The 13,989-nt window shown below is 46.9% G+C and carries 15 protein-coding genes; 5 read left to right on the top strand and 10 right to left on the bottom strand.

Annotated features, from left to right (window positions below; genetic code table 11):
- Positions 1-15 precede the first annotated feature (15 nt).
- On the bottom strand, positions 16-930 hold the full coding sequence (locus tag QZZ54_RS04480; protein ID WP_290699432.1) for a LysR family transcriptional regulator: 915 nt from the start codon (positions 928-930) through the stop codon (positions 16-18).
- A 109-nt stretch (positions 931-1,039) separates the two neighbouring features.
- On the opposite strand from QZZ54_RS04480, the gene QZZ54_RS04475 reads away from it, so the two are divergent.
- Positions 1,040-1,990, top strand: a complete 951-nt coding sequence (locus QZZ54_RS04475) for a DMT family transporter (protein ID WP_290699429.1) — start codon at positions 1,040-1,042, stop codon at positions 1,988-1,990.
- 51 nt (positions 1,991-2,041) lie between these two features.
- Here the strand turns inward: QZZ54_RS04475 and QZZ54_RS04470 are convergent, their stop codons facing one another.
- From QZZ54_RS04470 to QZZ54_RS04460, 3 genes are all read right to left on the bottom strand, one after another.
- The gene (locus QZZ54_RS04470) at positions 2,042-3,526 is read right to left on the bottom strand and encodes an aldehyde dehydrogenase (RefSeq protein ID WP_290699427.1); all 1,485 of its coding nucleotides are present in this window, start codon (positions 3,524-3,526) and stop codon (positions 2,042-2,044) included.
- A gap of 15 nt (positions 3,527-3,541) precedes the next feature.
- The gene (gene aspA, locus QZZ54_RS04465; RefSeq protein ID WP_366645059.1) at positions 3,542-5,389 is read right to left on the bottom strand and encodes an aspartate ammonia-lyase; all 1,848 of its coding nucleotides are present in this window, start codon (positions 5,387-5,389) and stop codon (positions 3,542-3,544) included.
- A gap of 335 nt (positions 5,390-5,724) precedes the next feature.
- Positions 5,725-6,669, bottom strand: coding sequence for a LysR family transcriptional regulator (locus tag QZZ54_RS04460; RefSeq protein WP_290699424.1), 945 nt, complete (start codon positions 6,667-6,669; stop codon positions 5,725-5,727).
- Positions 6,670-7,187: 518 nt separating this feature from the next.
- Here QZZ54_RS04460 and QZZ54_RS04455 point away from each other — a divergent pair.
- Positions 7,188-8,024: a 3-keto-5-aminohexanoate cleavage protein gene (locus tag QZZ54_RS04455; protein ID WP_290699421.1), complete on the top strand. Its 837-nt coding sequence runs from the start codon at positions 7,188-7,190 to the stop codon at positions 8,022-8,024.
- 67 nt (positions 8,025-8,091) lie between these two features.
- Here QZZ54_RS04455 and QZZ54_RS04450 read toward each other — a convergent pair whose 3' ends face one another.
- Positions 8,092-9,009, bottom strand: a complete 918-nt coding sequence (locus tag QZZ54_RS04450; RefSeq protein WP_290699418.1) for a LysR family transcriptional regulator — start codon at positions 9,007-9,009, stop codon at positions 8,092-8,094.
- 110 nt (positions 9,010-9,119) lie between these two features.
- Here QZZ54_RS04450 and QZZ54_RS04445 point away from each other — a divergent pair, with 110 nt between their 5' ends.
- The 3 genes from QZZ54_RS04445 (at position 9,120) to wrbA (ending at position 11,015) form a co-directional block, all read left to right on the top strand.
- Positions 9,120-9,566 (top strand): DoxX family protein, encoded by a 447-nt coding sequence (locus QZZ54_RS04445; protein ID WP_290699415.1) that lies wholly within the window; start codon positions 9,120-9,122, stop codon positions 9,564-9,566.
- Positions 9,567-9,609: 43 nt separating this feature from the next.
- The gene (locus tag QZZ54_RS04440) at positions 9,610-10,296 is read left to right on the top strand and encodes a pirin family protein (protein WP_290699412.1); all 687 of its coding nucleotides are present in this window, start codon (positions 9,610-9,612) and stop codon (positions 10,294-10,296) included.
- Between the two features lie 119 nt (positions 10,297-10,415).
- Complete coding sequence (wrbA, locus tag QZZ54_RS04435; RefSeq protein ID WP_290699409.1) at positions 10,416-11,015, top strand: NAD(P)H:quinone oxidoreductase; 600 nt, start codon at positions 10,416-10,418, stop codon at positions 11,013-11,015.
- 103 nt (positions 11,016-11,118) lie between these two features.
- Here the strand turns inward: wrbA and QZZ54_RS04430 are convergent, their stop codons facing one another.
- The 5 genes from QZZ54_RS04430 to QZZ54_RS04410 form a co-directional block, all read right to left on the bottom strand.
- The gene (locus QZZ54_RS04430; RefSeq protein WP_290699406.1) at positions 11,119-11,856 is read right to left on the bottom strand and encodes a sulfite exporter TauE/SafE family protein; all 738 of its coding nucleotides are present in this window, start codon (positions 11,854-11,856) and stop codon (positions 11,119-11,121) included.
- Positions 11,849-12,274 carry a PaaI family thioesterase gene (locus tag QZZ54_RS04425; RefSeq protein ID WP_290699403.1) on the bottom strand — a complete coding sequence of 142 codons (426 nt, stop codon included), beginning with the start codon at positions 12,272-12,274 and terminating at the stop codon, positions 11,849-11,851. The genes QZZ54_RS04430 and QZZ54_RS04425 overlap by 8 nt, the downstream gene beginning before the upstream one ends.
- 153 nt (positions 12,275-12,427) lie before the next feature.
- Positions 12,428-12,805, bottom strand: coding sequence for a Rieske 2Fe-2S domain-containing protein (locus tag QZZ54_RS04420; protein ID WP_290699399.1), 378 nt, complete (start codon positions 12,803-12,805; stop codon positions 12,428-12,430).
- Positions 12,806-12,808: 3 nt separating this feature from the next.
- Entirely contained in the window at positions 12,809-13,105 is a 297-nt protein-coding gene (locus QZZ54_RS04415; RefSeq protein WP_290699396.1) for a YciI family protein, read from the bottom strand.
- Positions 13,106-13,109: 4 nt separating this feature from the next.
- The gene (locus tag QZZ54_RS04410; protein ID WP_290699393.1) at positions 13,110-13,967 is read right to left on the bottom strand and encodes an intradiol ring-cleavage dioxygenase; all 858 of its coding nucleotides are present in this window, start codon (positions 13,965-13,967) and stop codon (positions 13,110-13,112) included.
- Positions 13,968-13,989 lie beyond the last annotated feature (22 nt).

Below are 13,989 nucleotides of genomic sequence, written 5' to 3'. Positions count from 1 at the left end.
ACTACTTAGATTGATTCAGAGAAATTGCTGACGGTATTCCTGTTGCAACAGGCGCTGGGTAAACCATTCCAGCGTTTTACCCCGACTGGACTGACGCCAGCAGGTAAACAGCTCGACACTGTTATCTCTATTTAAAACTTCACGCACCAAAATTTGCCCGGAAGCGATCTCGTTCTCGATCATATAACGCGGTAGAAAACCAATACCGAGGCCGCTCAAAATCGCTTCTTTCTGAGCAAACAGATCGGGGACTATGAGTTGTTCCTGACGATGTATACTGCTCAAATAAGTACTGCTGTTACACTCCACATCAATCAAGCGACTACTATCGCCCGCATCCACCAACCGATATTGGTTCAGCTGTTCCATTGTCAGGGGGGCGGACTGATTGGCTAGCGGATGATCCACCGACATTGCCAGACTCAGCTCACGTCGGCCTATCGGCAACGAATGGGTATCCACCTCATGGGGAGGACGCCCCACTGCGCCAATGACCAGGTCAGCTCGCTGATCATATAAAGCATCCCAGGTACCGCTATAGACTTCACGAATGACCCGGATGCGGGTACCCGTATTGAGTCGATAAAACTCACCGATCCAGCTAAATAACACTTCACTGCGCAGCATGTTAGTAAAGACAATACGAAACTCCTGCTCCCAGCCATGCGCTATATGATTTACCTCTGCAATGAGACTGCTATGTAAACGCAGAATCTCAGTGCCATATTTTGCTGCAGCCTGACCCGCTCCAGTCAGGCTAACCCGGTATTTATCACGGTTGAGTAAACATTCACCCAGCTCATCTTCTAACTGGCGAATCGCATAGCTAACACTGGAGACCGTGATACCCAGTTCTGCCGCAGCAGCGGAAAGACTCCCCTTATGTTCGGTTGTAATCAGTGCTCTAAGGTATTCCGCTTTCAAAGACATGTTTTAAAAACCTGTAGAAGTTGTATCAACTCATCGGGTTATCTACCCCGCCCCTGATGCATACAATTTGTTCAATTATTAAATATGCATCAGACAATGAGTAACCATAATGAATACCACCAAAGGCTCTGATAATTCTCTGATTGGCAGTAGCCATTTACTTATCGCTGCACTCGCCTGGGGTGGCATGTATGGCGTATCTAAAACGGCGCTTCAGTATCTTGACCCCTATTCAATGACCACCATCCGTTATGGCTGTGGCGCACTGATTTTTTGTCTGCTGCTTCTGCTAAAAGAAGGCCCTCAGTCCTTCCGGTTCGATGGCCAGTTTGTTCGCATCTGGCTCTACGGTTCCTGTGGTTTTTGTGGCTTCAGCATTCTGCTATTTCACGGACTTAAACACGCACCGGCGGAACATGGCGCTGTAATAGCATCCCTGATGCCTTTGATCAGCGCTCTGATCAGCTGGCTTACTCATAACAAGCGACCCGATAAAACAACCTTACTTTGTACCCTGATAGCCATCATCGGCGTTGTACTTGTCATATCCCGTGGAGAAATTGCCAACCTGCTACAGTTAGATTCAGTCAAAGGCGATCTGATGATCATTCTGGGCGTCACCTGCTGGGTTATCTTTTCCATGGGACTGAGTCAGATGCAGGGCTGGAGTTCCAGCCGTTACACCGCACTGTCATGCTGCGCCGGACTGATCACCATTCTGATGGCAAATACTGTTGCTAGTATTGTTGGTGCATCCACCCTGCCAACACCTGAGAAAATCACCCCGGTACTATTCGAGGTCAGCTATCTAATCCTGGCCGCCGGAGTACTCGCCGTATCCTGCTGGTCGAGCGGCGTTGCCAAAATGGGCGCGCTTAATTCGTTACTGTTTATGAACATGATTCCGGTATCTGCCTTCATCATCGCAGCCTTACAAGGCAAGGCGATTCACCCGATGGAGGTCTACGGTTTGATGCTCGTTATAGTCGCGCTGGTGGCCAATAATGTATTACCCCGGATACAGCGCGCTGATTCAGTTTGCAGTAACAATATTTGCTAATCTGTAGCTAATAAAAAAGCGCCACTAGCGATTGCTAATGGCGCTCTGGCATCAGCCTAGTTTGATCCAGGTTGTCTTAAGCTGAGTGAATTTATCAAAAGCATGTAAAGATAAATCGCGGCCAAAACCGGACTGCTTAAAGCCACCAAATGGTGTACTGAAATCCAACGCATCCATGGTATTAACCGAAACAGTACCCGCTTTCAGCTTCTTCGCAACCCGGTGTGCGCGGTTCAGATTAGAGGTCCATAAAGAGGCAGCCAAACCGTAAATTGAATCATTAGCAATCGCGAGTGCTTCGGCTTCAGTGTCAAAACTAATCAACGCAGCTACCGGTCCGAACACTTCATCCCGAGCGATACTCATATCTGGCGTCACCTGGTCAAATATTGTCGGTGCAACCGTTGCGGTCGACTCATCACCGATACCACCGGTGAGCATTTTTGCTCCCTCAGCATTGGCCTGATTAATACAACTGCGCACATTACTGGCATGGTTTATATCGATCAGAGCACCAACCTGAGTGTCAGCATCCAAAGGATCACCCACTTTCATTGACTGTGCCTTAGCCAGGAATTTCTCGATAAACTGTTCTTTAATACTGCTTTCAATCAGTATCCGAGAATTTGCAGAGCAGACCTCACCCTGATTGAAAAAGATACCCATCGCTGCGTGTTCAACAGCAGCATCAATATCACAATCAGCAAAGATCAGGTTAGGGCTCTTACCCCCGGTTTCCGGCCATACGGCTTTCATGTTTGATTCTGCCGAATACCCCATAAACAATTTACCGACCTGAGTCGAGCCGGTGAATGCTAAACAATCAACATCGTTATGCAGGCCCAGTGCTTTACCAACAATATGCCCGTGACCGGTTACAACATTGAGTACTCCATCCGGAATACCTGCCTGCTTTGCCAGCTCTGCCAGTTTTAGTACTGTCAGCGGTGATTGCTCTGCTGGTTTCAAGACCACTGAGTTACCACTTATCAGAGCCGGTGCCAATTTCCAGGCAGCAATATCCAACGGAAAATTCCAGGGAACCACCGCCGCCACGACACCAATCGGTTCACGGGTAATCGTGGCAATATTATTACCATCGGTTGGTGCAACCTCACCATACAATTTATCGATTGTTTCCGCATACCACTCAAAGCAACCGGCAGAGCCCGGTATATCGATATTCATGGCATCCTGTACTGGCTTACCAACGTTAAGGCTCTCCATCAACGCCAGTTCTTCATGATTTTCCATAATCAAGGCAGCCAGCTTTTTCATCACCGCCTTACGCTCTCCTGGTGCTTGATCTGCCCATACACCTGAATCAAATGCTCTACGTGCTGCAGCTACTGCCCTGTCAACATCCTGTTCGGTACATGCGGCCGTCGCGACTAATAGCTCCCCGGTTGCCGGGTTGATCGTATCGTAAGTGCCACCATCGCTGGCATTGCTATACTCACCATCGATAAATGCCTGCGAAATAAGTTTCATGCCCTGCTGTTTTCTCAGCCAGTAATCTTTGTTCTGTATAGTCATCTGCATTACTCCTGCTCAGACAGCATTATTATTCACCGCACTCTGACGTACTCGGCGCGGGGCGGTCATATTTTCAACACTGAGAATGTCATCCAGTTCATCACTAGTTAACAATCCCTCTTTTAATACCAGTTCACGTACGCTGTTGTTATTCTCAATTGCCTGCTGGGCAACCCGGGTGGCATTCTCATAGCCGATGTAAGGGTTGAGTGCCGTGATAATACCAATACTGTTATTCACAACATCAAGACAATGATCCCGATTCGCCGTTATGCCTTTAATACATTTATCGGCCAATGTATTCACTGCCCGAATCTGTAATCGCAGCGACTGAAGCACGTTAAATGCAATAACAGGTTCCATTACGTTTAGCTGTAGCTGACCGGCTTCTGCGGCCATGGTCACCGCAATATCATTGCCGATGATCTGAAAAGCTACCTGGTTGACCATCTCAGGAATCACTGGATTAACTTTACCCGGCATAATCGAACTGCCCGGCTGCATCGGCGGCAGATTGATCTCCTGAAGGCCGGCCCGGGGGCCACTGGAAAGCAGACGTAAGTCATTACATATTTTAGATAGCTTAACCGCATTACGCTTCACAACACTCGAGAAAGTAATAAAAGCGCCCATATCGGAGGTCGCTTCAATCAGATTCCCAGCCTGGATCATCTCTTTACCTGAGATGTGGCAAAGCTCTTCAATTACCAGACTAGAATACTCAGGATCGGTATTGATACCGGTACCAATAGCGGTAGCTCCCAGGTTAATCTCACGGAAGAATTCGACCACGCTCTTAGCTTCTTCGATATCCTCTTTCATAGTGGAATACCAGGCACCAAACTCCTGCCCCAGAGTGATAGGAACGGCATCCTGTAGCTGTGTACGACCCATTTTCACTACGTCAGAAAACTCAACGGATTTCTGCTTAAGCTGATAACAAAGTCCTGACAACGCAGATACATATTCCTGATGACTAAGTAGAATACTCAACCTGATAGCGGTCGGATAAGCGTCATTTGTAGATTGAGACAGATTGACGTGATTATTAGGGTGAAGATACTGATAATCCCCCCGTGCATGCCCCAGAATCTCAAGACCACGGTTAGCAATAACTTCATTGGCATTCATGTTCGTTGAAGTACCAGCGCCGCCCTGGATAACATCAACAACAAAGTGTTCATGCCACTGACCGGCAATAATTTCATCGCAAGCCTGGCAGATAGCACCGCTATGAATATCATTCAACAGACCCAGTTTATTATTTGCCTTAGCGGCGGCCTTTTTCACCATCGCCAAAGCAGTAACTAACTTAGGAAAATGCTTCAGTTTAATGCCGGTAACTTCGAAGTTCTCTTGCGCACGTAAGGTCTGCACACCAAATAACGCTGACTGAGGAACATCCCGCTCACCCAGCAAGTCTTTTTCCCGGCGCACCAACTTAACGTTCATTCCCAGATCGGTAAATTTCTGACGCTGCCTTTCCAGTTTCAATAGCACCGTGCCTATTGCGGCAGTTGCCGTCGAAACTTCACACCACTGAAGCAGCTGATTACGATCGATATCCAGTATAGTGGCATCGGTTACAGCCCAAAAACTGTCCTGTACTACCCTGCGCGCAGACAGAATCAGAGAGTTACAGAGCACCGGGCCGGTTAACTCAACCTGATAGCCCAATTCAGTTTTCTGGCAGGTTCCCGCCAATAAGATCAATAACCGTTCAGCGCTACCTTCTGCCTTGACTGGCTCACCCTTTTTAATTTCACTGACAACGCATAGTTTCAGTAACGCACTGAATTCTGGAGCCTCCAAACTATCGCACTGTAAAACTGTTTTAATAAGCTTTTTATTATTTGTGTTCATTTTTTACTCTGCGTACTACTTTAGCTACGGGATAAATTTGTTTAGATCTGCTCGCACAAAATTCACGAACTTTTACCTATCCAGACTAGAAAGAGCCACTGCATATGTAAAATATTAAAATAATTACTATTGGATTATATTTTTCTATGCAGAGAGTTTTAAAACGATTTAATAACTAAGGAAAGTACCTGACAAGCAGGCATAAAAAAGCCAGACAAATTGCCTGGCAAAAAACACAACAGTTGTAAAAGCATTACTGCATAACTAATTTTTTATGGTACCTAAGCACCATCCACCCGGTTTTACTCACTGCTAATCTCAGAGAAAGCTATAGATTAGTCCAGGTGTCGATAAAAACGTTCGTCTGTAGAGACAGAAGCTGCCAGCTCTGCCGCACGCTCTTTCAATAGTTTTATAAAAGCCTCAGCCACAGGAGTGAGCCGCAACTGAGAAATTTTAGCCACGCCAAGGCGCAGCGGGCGCAGATTACCAGTCAATGGGATCGCTTGCAGTTCAGAGCCGTCCAACGCTTTATTATTGACCAGTGGCGCATTAAACAAGGAATAACCTAAACCGTTGCTAACCAACCCACGCACCATACCTTGAGATTGAGCTCGGTAGGCAAAATTAGGTTCAACATCCTGACTCATAAACAGAGAGATGAAATACTCACGAGTCACCGGCCAGTCCAACAGGATCATCGGATATTCTGCCAACTCCTTTAAGTCAAGTTCCTTCCGCTGAGCCAGCGGATGATCATGGGCCAATACCGCATACACAGGAAATTCCATTATCGGCTCAAAATCAATCTCCGCAGGTATCTGTAAGTCATATGTCAGTGCCAGCTCATGCCGACCAGCAACCAGACTCTGAATAATATCCTGCTGATGACTCTCATCACACTGAATGCTGGCTTTGGGATAGGTTTCAATAAACTTTTTCATCAACGACGGCAGCATCATCGGTGTGAAAGTGGGGAACCCTACAATGCGCAGTGTACCGGCAATATCTTCTCCCAGCATGTCCGCATAACGCCCTAATCCCTCTGCATCATTAAGCAATTGTTTAGTTTTAATAATAAATTGCCGCCCAGCAGGAGTCAGGGTCAATCCCTGGGCATGATGACGTATAAATAACTGCAGCCCACTCACCTCCTCTAAATGCAGCACCGCAGAAGATATCGAAGGTTGCGAGACATGTAACGCTTCAGCTGCCTTGGTAACACTGCCAAATTCACCGGCCTTAGCAAAGTAGCGCAGCTGTTTTAAGGTAAAATTCATTTTCGATGACCTGTGATTTATTGATAGACATACTCTGCCTTAGCCAAGTTAGTATAGGAAAAATAACATCAAAACTAAATATAAATAGCAAAAACAAATACTAGATTTGCTTCATGTGGGAGAAATTTTCCTTACAAACCACTCGGCCAATAATGAAATACCACGGGGTTGACGTCACATACTTACTTTCAGTTGTAAGTATGAGGACATTGGCTGAATCCCTCCGCAGCAGCATATTGAGAACAAGATCTCCACACGAATCCTTGCCTAAATAAGCGCCCCGCTAACCCGATAAAGTAGTCTCAGCAAACTCCTTTTTTGATCCTGCAGAATCATGAACGGCTATTCCTACAGCCTCAATTTATTACTCATTCAGGCCTCACCCTTCTCCCATCCAGACTTAAAAAAGAGAGCAACACCTATTGACCTAGTTCGTATAACGAACTAATATCCGTATAACGAACTTTAATTCGTATGGCGAACCCATTTTTGTAAGCCGTTAATCAAAGAGTGAAATCATGATGTCCAAGCCCTGTATCATTTCCGTTGCCATTACCGGATCTTTACCACAGAAAAAAGACAACCCGGCTGTCCCTATTTCAGTCTCTGAGCAAATAGAGTCAACCCAGGAAGCTTTTGAAGCAGGTGCGACAATTGTCCATGTACACGTGCGTGGAGATCAGGGCCAGTCTTCATCAGACCCCGAACGATTCCTTGCTTTCAAGAATGGTATTAATAAACATTGCCCAGGCATGATTGTTCAGTTTTCTACCGGAGGACGGGGACGTGAAAGCGAACTACGCGGTGGCATGCTACATCACCGGCCTGAAATGGCGTCACTCTCGACAGGATCGGTTAACTTTCCTGGGATGATCTATGAAAACCATCCTTTGCTTATCGATGAGCTTGCAAAAAAGATGCTGGAGTATGACATCAAACCAGAGATTGAAGCTTTCGATCTGTCAATGCTTTATAACGTAGAAAAAATGGTCAAACAGGGGCTGCTGAAAAGCCCTGTGCATGTTCAGTTCATTATGGGCATGCCAGGAATTTTACCCGCCAATAAAGAAGTACTTAAATTCCAAATTGAGCAGCTTAACAAGGTGTTACCCGATGCTACCTGGACTGCTGCCGGTATCGGTCGCCACCAGCTAACGTTGAATAACTGGGCGCTGGAACTAGGCGGACATTGCCGCACAGGTCTGGAGGATAATCTGCGATTTGATAAAGACCGTCTGGCTAGCAGCAACGCAGAGTTAGTTACCAGAGTTGCAGAACTGACCACTGAATATGGTCGTACCGTTGCAACGCCCGCTCAAGCCCGGGAAATTCTTTCACTCCCTGCCAGTCACTAATTCAATTGTCTTATCACTGTCTTGCTGATCTCCTCAGCTTTTTATACGGGCCTATGGCCCGTTCTTTTTATTTAGGTCGCTGTAATCCAGAATCCTGATCAAATACCATCTGCCGAAGCTGACTGACAAACCATTGCACTCCCTTGCCTTTACTCGTATTTCGCCAGGCAATGGATATCGATCTGGGGGAACGAGTTTCCGCCAACATTAGTTGCTTCAACTTGCCCTCTTCTAACTCTTTTTTAATCCTGAATTTAGGAAGGTAGCCAACCCCCAGGCCTCGTATTTGAGCAGCAATTTTGTGTTCTATCGAAGAGACCGCAATACGACTTCGACCATCAAGTAGTCCAGTAGAGCGGACCGGAAGATAACGGGAGCTATCTGTTACCACCACTGTCGGATAATCCTGAATCGCTTGTAACGAGATCGGTTGCTGCATATCGGTTAATGGATGACTAGCCGAAACAGCAAACACAAACTCCACCTGCCCAAGCAGATGAATACCAAACCCCTGCGACGGTGGATCGCCTTCCGCGCCAATCACCAGATCACACTGCTCGGAATTAAGAGCGTCCCAACTGCCGCCCAACACCTCCTCCGTCAAACGCAATTCTGTACGAGGTTGAAGCTTCTGAAACTGTTCAATCAAATCATATACAGGCTCACAGTTAATAAGACTATCAATACAGATCCGCAACTCGGTTTCCCACCCTTCATCGGTCTGTTTTGCAAGCGCGGTCAACTCCTCGGTCGCCACCAAAATCTGTCGCCCTTGTTCCAGTATCAGTCGGCCTACTGCTGTCAGTTCAGCCTTACGCCTGGAACGATCAAACAGCTCTACCCCCAAGTCTTCTTCCAGCTTACTGATGGTATAAGAGATAGCGGAAGGAACCCGGTATAACTCTTCGGCAGCAGCGGCAAAACTACGGCGTCGGTCAATCGCATCCAGTGTCCGGAGCGCATCTATAGTGATCGGTGAGTACATAGTTCAAATATTTTGATCAATTAAATCAAAATTCCCCGTTATTTTTATAAATTCTATTAATTTATAGTAATTGCATAAATCAATAATACTGAATATATAGGAAATAACCCATGAACAGTAACCTTTTAAATCGTCTTCTTTCTACCAACAGCAGCCTGACCGGGCTGGCTCTTAGAATCCCTACCGGCATTATTTTTGCGGCCCACGGCGCTCAGAAACTATTCGGTGCTTTCGGAGGCTACGGCCTGGAAGGCACAGGTCAGTGGATGGCTTCTATCGGCCTTGAGCCTGGTTACCTATTGGCACTTGGCGCAGGCAGTGCTGAATTCTTCGGCGGTATCGCCCTGTTACTTGGTCTGCTGACCCGACCTGCTGCCGTAGTACTGGCCTTCACAATGTTGGTAGCGATTTTTAGCGTACATATAAGCAACGGCCTGTTTATGAGCAACAACGGCTACGAGTTTGGCCTGGCACTCTTCAGTATCTCTGTTGCCCTAGCCTTCAATGGTGCCGGTGCAATATCGATCGACCGTCGCATGAGCACCTTATCGGAATAAGCTTGATTTCATCAGGCCTTCCACTGCCGTTAAGAGAAACCACATGATCACATTACGCCCGGGTAAAGAACGCGGATACGCCAAATACAACTGGCTTGAAACTAAACATAGTTTCTCCTTCGCTAACTATTATGACCCCCGTTATATGGGAGTTTCAGAACTTCTGGTGATTAACGATGACTGGGTCAGCCCGGGCACCGGTTTTGGCACCCACCCTCACCGGGACATGGAAATTATCAGTTATATCCTGGAAGGTAGTATCGAACACAAAGATACTATGGGTTTTCATTCCATCCTCAAGGCGGGTGACGTTCAGGTGATGAGCGCAGGAACCGGCATCAGGCACAGTGAATACAACCCGTCAAAAAGCCAACACCTGAACTTTTTACAGATCTGGATTCAACCAAATCAGCTGGGTGCTAAGCCCAGCTACCAGCAAAATAATTTCGGTGATAGTCAGGGAATCACGTTGATTGTATCGCCTGATGGCCAAAAAGGTTCTCTGTCAATTCGTCAAAGCACACGAATTTATAAACTCAGTCAGTCTGATAAAGACAGTAGTTTTACCACGGTTAAGGGGCGAACTTACTATCTACATATTGCCAGGGGGTCGATTAAGGTTAACGGCACCACTGTGCAGTCAGGTGATGGGGCGACCATAAAAAAGGAAGAAATACTGAGTTTTACTGAACCTAACAAGGTTGAGGCTCTGTTGTTTGAGCTCCCCTGATAAAGCAGCACACTCAAAACAAACCGCTGAAGCAAAGTTAAAGCATTCAACAAGAGATAAACCTAATGTTTACTCGATTTATCAACGCACTTTTTAACAAAGATAAAAGGAGACCTGCAATGAGCAAGGTTCTAGTTCTGTATTATTCATCTTATGGCCACATTGAAACGCTCGCAGCGAGCATCGCACAAGGCGCAGCATCCGTCGAAGGTGTTGAAGTCACTATCAAACGCGTGCCGGAATTAATGCCTGAAGATGCAGCTAAAAATGCTGGTATAAAACTAGAGCAGACCGCTCCTATTGCTACCCCTAATGAACTAGCAGATTACGACGCCATTATCTTTGGAACACCAACCCACTTTGGCAACATGGCCAGCCAGATGCGTAACTTCCTCGATCAAACCGGTGGACTGTGGATGAACGGCGCGTTGATTGGCAAGGTTGGCAGCGTCTTTACCAGTACAGGTACCGGCGGGGGTAATGAGACAACAATTCAGTCATTCCATACCACCCTGTTCCACCATGGAATGGTGGTTGTTGGCCTGCCATACAGCTGCGGAGAACTGACTGATATTTCCGAAGTAAAAGGAGGCTCCCCCTTAGGAGCTGGAACCATTGCGGGGGCCGATGGTTCTCGTAGTCCATCAGAGAAAGAACTCGAAATGGCCCGTTTCCAAGGAAATCACGTAGCAACTCTGGCACAAAAACTAAGTGCCTAAGCAGCTAACTGATTAAACTTACTTTCATACTTTATGTATCCGGCTTGCTCATTTCCCCCCGCAGGCTGGGTGTTTTTTCTTTCTTGCCCTTTAGAGGTATTGTTTAGATGGCATCGGTGATCAGTTTTATACCGACCAACATAAGCAGAACCAGGATAATGCGATAAAACAGTACATCGCTAAGCAGATGTTGGATCTTTAGCCCCAGCTTTACCCCCAGCCAGGCAATTGGAGCTAGTACTATTCCAATCACCAGGTTATCACTATTAATTTGCCCCAGTGCTATATAGGGCACTAATTTCATCAGGTTAATCGATGCCAAAAACAGAACCGCAGTGGCGAGAAACTTCTCCCTAGGTAGCTGCTGTGGGATCAGATAGAAGTTAAGTGGAGGCCCTCCAGCATGAGCTAAAAAGCTAGTGAATCCAGCGACACCACCACAAACCCGGCCAACCCATGGAGAAGTGAATCGTCCCAGTTTCATCCCCTTCAATAATCCCCACAGGCCGAATAAGATCGACATCCAGCCCAGTATCATGCGCAAGATTTGATCATTCAAATAATCGAACAGCAGATATCCAATGCCAATACCTACTGCCGCCGGTGGCAGCAACAACCATAACAAAGCTTTAACCTGCTTACCCCACCAGGCTCGAACACTGAGAATATCCATAATAATCAGTAGCGGCAGCATTAATGCCGCAGCACGGAGTGGCCCAATCTGCAGAGCCATCAGTGGTACCGTGATAACACCTATCCCCCCGGCAAAGCCTGATTTTGAAATACCCGTTATCAGAACCCCGATCACCGCAATACTCCAGAACTCCCATCCTTCAGTCATCGGCTCTTACCTTTTTTGAAACATTAAGGATCATCTGAGTGCAACGGAACAACGCCAGTGTTTTGCCTTGAATATCCTCTACTTCCGCCTCCCAAACTTGGCTACTTCGCCCTAGGTGACGCGGCGTTGCGATACAACGGATAACGCCTTCTCTGGCAGTCCCCAAAAAATTGGACTTTAGCTCCAGCGTGGTAAAGCCCTGCCCTGATTGCAAGTGTAGCCGAGTGCCATAACCGCAAGTTGTATCTGCCAAGGCGATGACTGTCGCCGCATGTAGATAACCATTAGGCGCAAGCAGTTCTTCTCTTATAACAAGCTCGCTAATTAACTGATCAGGCGTGGCCGAAAGTATGTCTAAACCAATCAGTCCCGGCAGGCATCCTGTGTTCAATTGGCTAAGCTGTTGGACATTGATCATAACCACCTCAAAAAAATGCCGGCAAATCATTCGGGATGAGCCGGCTAAAAACCTAAAGCCTGGGTATCTGGCTCGGTTTGGGTAAAGATCTGATATTTTCAGCAGCTGACTATCACTGGTTCAGACCAAACCAGAAACGGGTTAAAAACCTACTTATGCCACATTCCCGACAAACACTTCATTGTTGATAATATCCAGTGGTATTACCTCCAATCCGAGCCCCTCGCAGGGGCCATCAGTACAGTGACCATCGTCCAGGTTAAACTTGGCATAGTGTATCGAGCACATGAACTGGGCACGATCAGAGGTGAACATTTCACCGGGACTGACATTAAGAGGCACATTGAAATGCGGGCAAACATTCATATACGCCCGTAACTGGCCCTGATCGTTATAAACAAACATTCGAAACAAGGTCTTGATATTGTCACCGAACTTAAATTCAACGACCTCATCTTCCGACACCTCATCGACACGACAAAGCCGGGTTCCAGTCTCAGGTGCATTACGCTCAAGATGCCATGTTTTCATAAATCACTCCTCCGGCAATCCTAAGCCCCATGACCAGGGACGCACCTCTATCGATTCAAATATACCAGCTGCTTGATAAGGATCGTCTTTAAGATACTCATGAACCTGCTTGATCTCATCCGCTTCAATAACCAGCATAGTGCCGTTCATCTGCTCGGCACTGGCATTGAATGTTGGCCCACCCACCCGTACACGAACCGGATGGTCATGCTGGCGAAGATATTCCCGGTGTGTTGGCCGGGCTTCGGCTCTGGCTTGTGCCATACCCGGTTTATCCGTTGCAAAAACTACAAAATACATCGCTTTATTCCGGATTAAGGCCAAAGTTAAATTCCACTAACCAACCACCAACAGGCAGATTAAGTTCAGCAGCCTGCGCAGGATCGGTGACTTCCTGGAAGTCCACCAGCAGCGATTCTTTTACACCAAACACGGCATCGCTGGTTACATATTCATCCGTAGCATCAAAGAACTGAGTAATCACTAGCTCATAACCTTCTGCTGAGACGATGAAATGGATATGAGCAGGTCTGTAGTTATGTCGACCAACCGCGTCCAGCATTTTTCCAACAGGCCCATCACCTGGTATCGGGTAGTTTTTAGGTTTAACTGTTTTAAAATGGTAGTAACCGTTTTCATCAGTCTTAAACCGACCACGCAAATTCATCTCTGGTTGGTTTTCATCCTGCTGTTCGTAGAACCCTGTACTGGCCGCCTGCCAGGCATCCATGACAGCTCCTGCAATAGGCGTCCCATCCGGGGTTGTTACTCGACCACGAACAACACAAGGCTGACCATCATTCTCTCCGCGAGAGATACTAGCGCCCAATGGCATCACCTCAGCCCCTTCGCGATAAAATGGGCCCAGCACTGAGACCTCGGTTGCACCTTCAGGCTTTTTATTATTAAGGCTGTCTTTCAGTACGGTAACGCCGAGAGTGTCTGATAGCAGAATATATTCCTGACGGACATCGTTACACATCTGCCCAACTTCTGTGAGGTACTGAATACCTGCCATCCACTCCTCATCACTGGGCTCAACCTCACGAATAAAGCCATGTAAGTGACGAATCAGACTCTCCATCACCTGATTGAGTCGCGGGTCATCGGAGTTCAAAGTGGATACAACAATATCTGTTAAGTTTTGCTCAGTAATACTCATCAGTCTTACTCCTGAAAGTTGT

It is taken from the genome of Amphritea sp. (assembly GCF_016744155.1).
In the GTDB taxonomy this organism is placed as follows: domain Bacteria; phylum Pseudomonadota; class Gammaproteobacteria; order Pseudomonadales; family Balneatricaceae; genus Amphritea.
The sequence above is the reverse complement of the archived record's forward strand: the minus strand, read 5'-3'. Positions and strand labels throughout refer to the sequence as shown.

What these genes read in the sequence shown, in the direction of transcription:
- QZZ54_RS04480 (WP_290699432.1), bottom strand. Translation starts at nt 930, where the DNA reads ATGTCTTTGAAAGCGGAATACCTTAGAGCACTGATTACAACCGAACAT.
- QZZ54_RS04475 (WP_290699429.1), top strand. Translation starts at nt 1,040, where the DNA reads ATGAATACCACCAAAGGCTCTGATAATTCTCTGATTGGCAGTAGCCAT.
- QZZ54_RS04470 (WP_290699427.1), bottom strand. Translation starts at nt 3,526, where the DNA reads ATGACTATACAGAACAAAGATTACTGGCTGAGAAAACAGCAGGGCATG.
- aspA (WP_366645059.1), bottom strand. Translation starts at nt 5,389, where the DNA reads ATGAACACAAATAATAAAAAGCTTATTAAAACAGTTTTACAGTGCGAT.
- QZZ54_RS04460 (WP_290699424.1), bottom strand. Translation starts at nt 6,669, where the DNA reads ATGAATTTTACCTTAAAACAGCTGCGCTACTTTGCTAAGGCCGGTGAA.
- QZZ54_RS04455 (WP_290699421.1), top strand. Translation starts at nt 7,188, where the DNA reads ATGATGTCCAAGCCCTGTATCATTTCCGTTGCCATTACCGGATCTTTA.
- QZZ54_RS04450 (WP_290699418.1), bottom strand. Translation starts at nt 9,009, where the DNA reads ATGTACTCACCGATCACTATAGATGCGCTCCGGACACTGGATGCGATT.
- QZZ54_RS04445 (WP_290699415.1), top strand. Translation starts at nt 9,120, where the DNA reads ATGAACAGTAACCTTTTAAATCGTCTTCTTTCTACCAACAGCAGCCTG.
- QZZ54_RS04440 (WP_290699412.1), top strand. Translation starts at nt 9,610, where the DNA reads ATGATCACATTACGCCCGGGTAAAGAACGCGGATACGCCAAATACAAC.
- wrbA (WP_290699409.1), top strand. Translation starts at nt 10,416, where the DNA reads ATGAGCAAGGTTCTAGTTCTGTATTATTCATCTTATGGCCACATTGAA.
- QZZ54_RS04430 (WP_290699406.1), bottom strand. Translation starts at nt 11,856, where the DNA reads ATGACTGAAGGATGGGAGTTCTGGAGTATTGCGGTGATCGGGGTTCTG.
- QZZ54_RS04425 (WP_290699403.1), bottom strand. Translation starts at nt 12,274, where the DNA reads ATGATCAATGTCCAACAGCTTAGCCAATTGAACACAGGATGCCTGCCG.
- QZZ54_RS04420 (WP_290699399.1), bottom strand. Translation starts at nt 12,805, where the DNA reads ATGAAAACATGGCATCTTGAGCGTAATGCACCTGAGACTGGAACCCGG.
- QZZ54_RS04415 (WP_290699396.1), bottom strand. Translation starts at nt 13,105, where the DNA reads ATGTATTTTGTAGTTTTTGCAACGGATAAACCGGGTATGGCACAAGCC.
- QZZ54_RS04410 (WP_290699393.1), bottom strand. Translation starts at nt 13,967, where the DNA reads ATGAGTATTACTGAGCAAAACTTAACAGATATTGTTGTATCCACTTTG.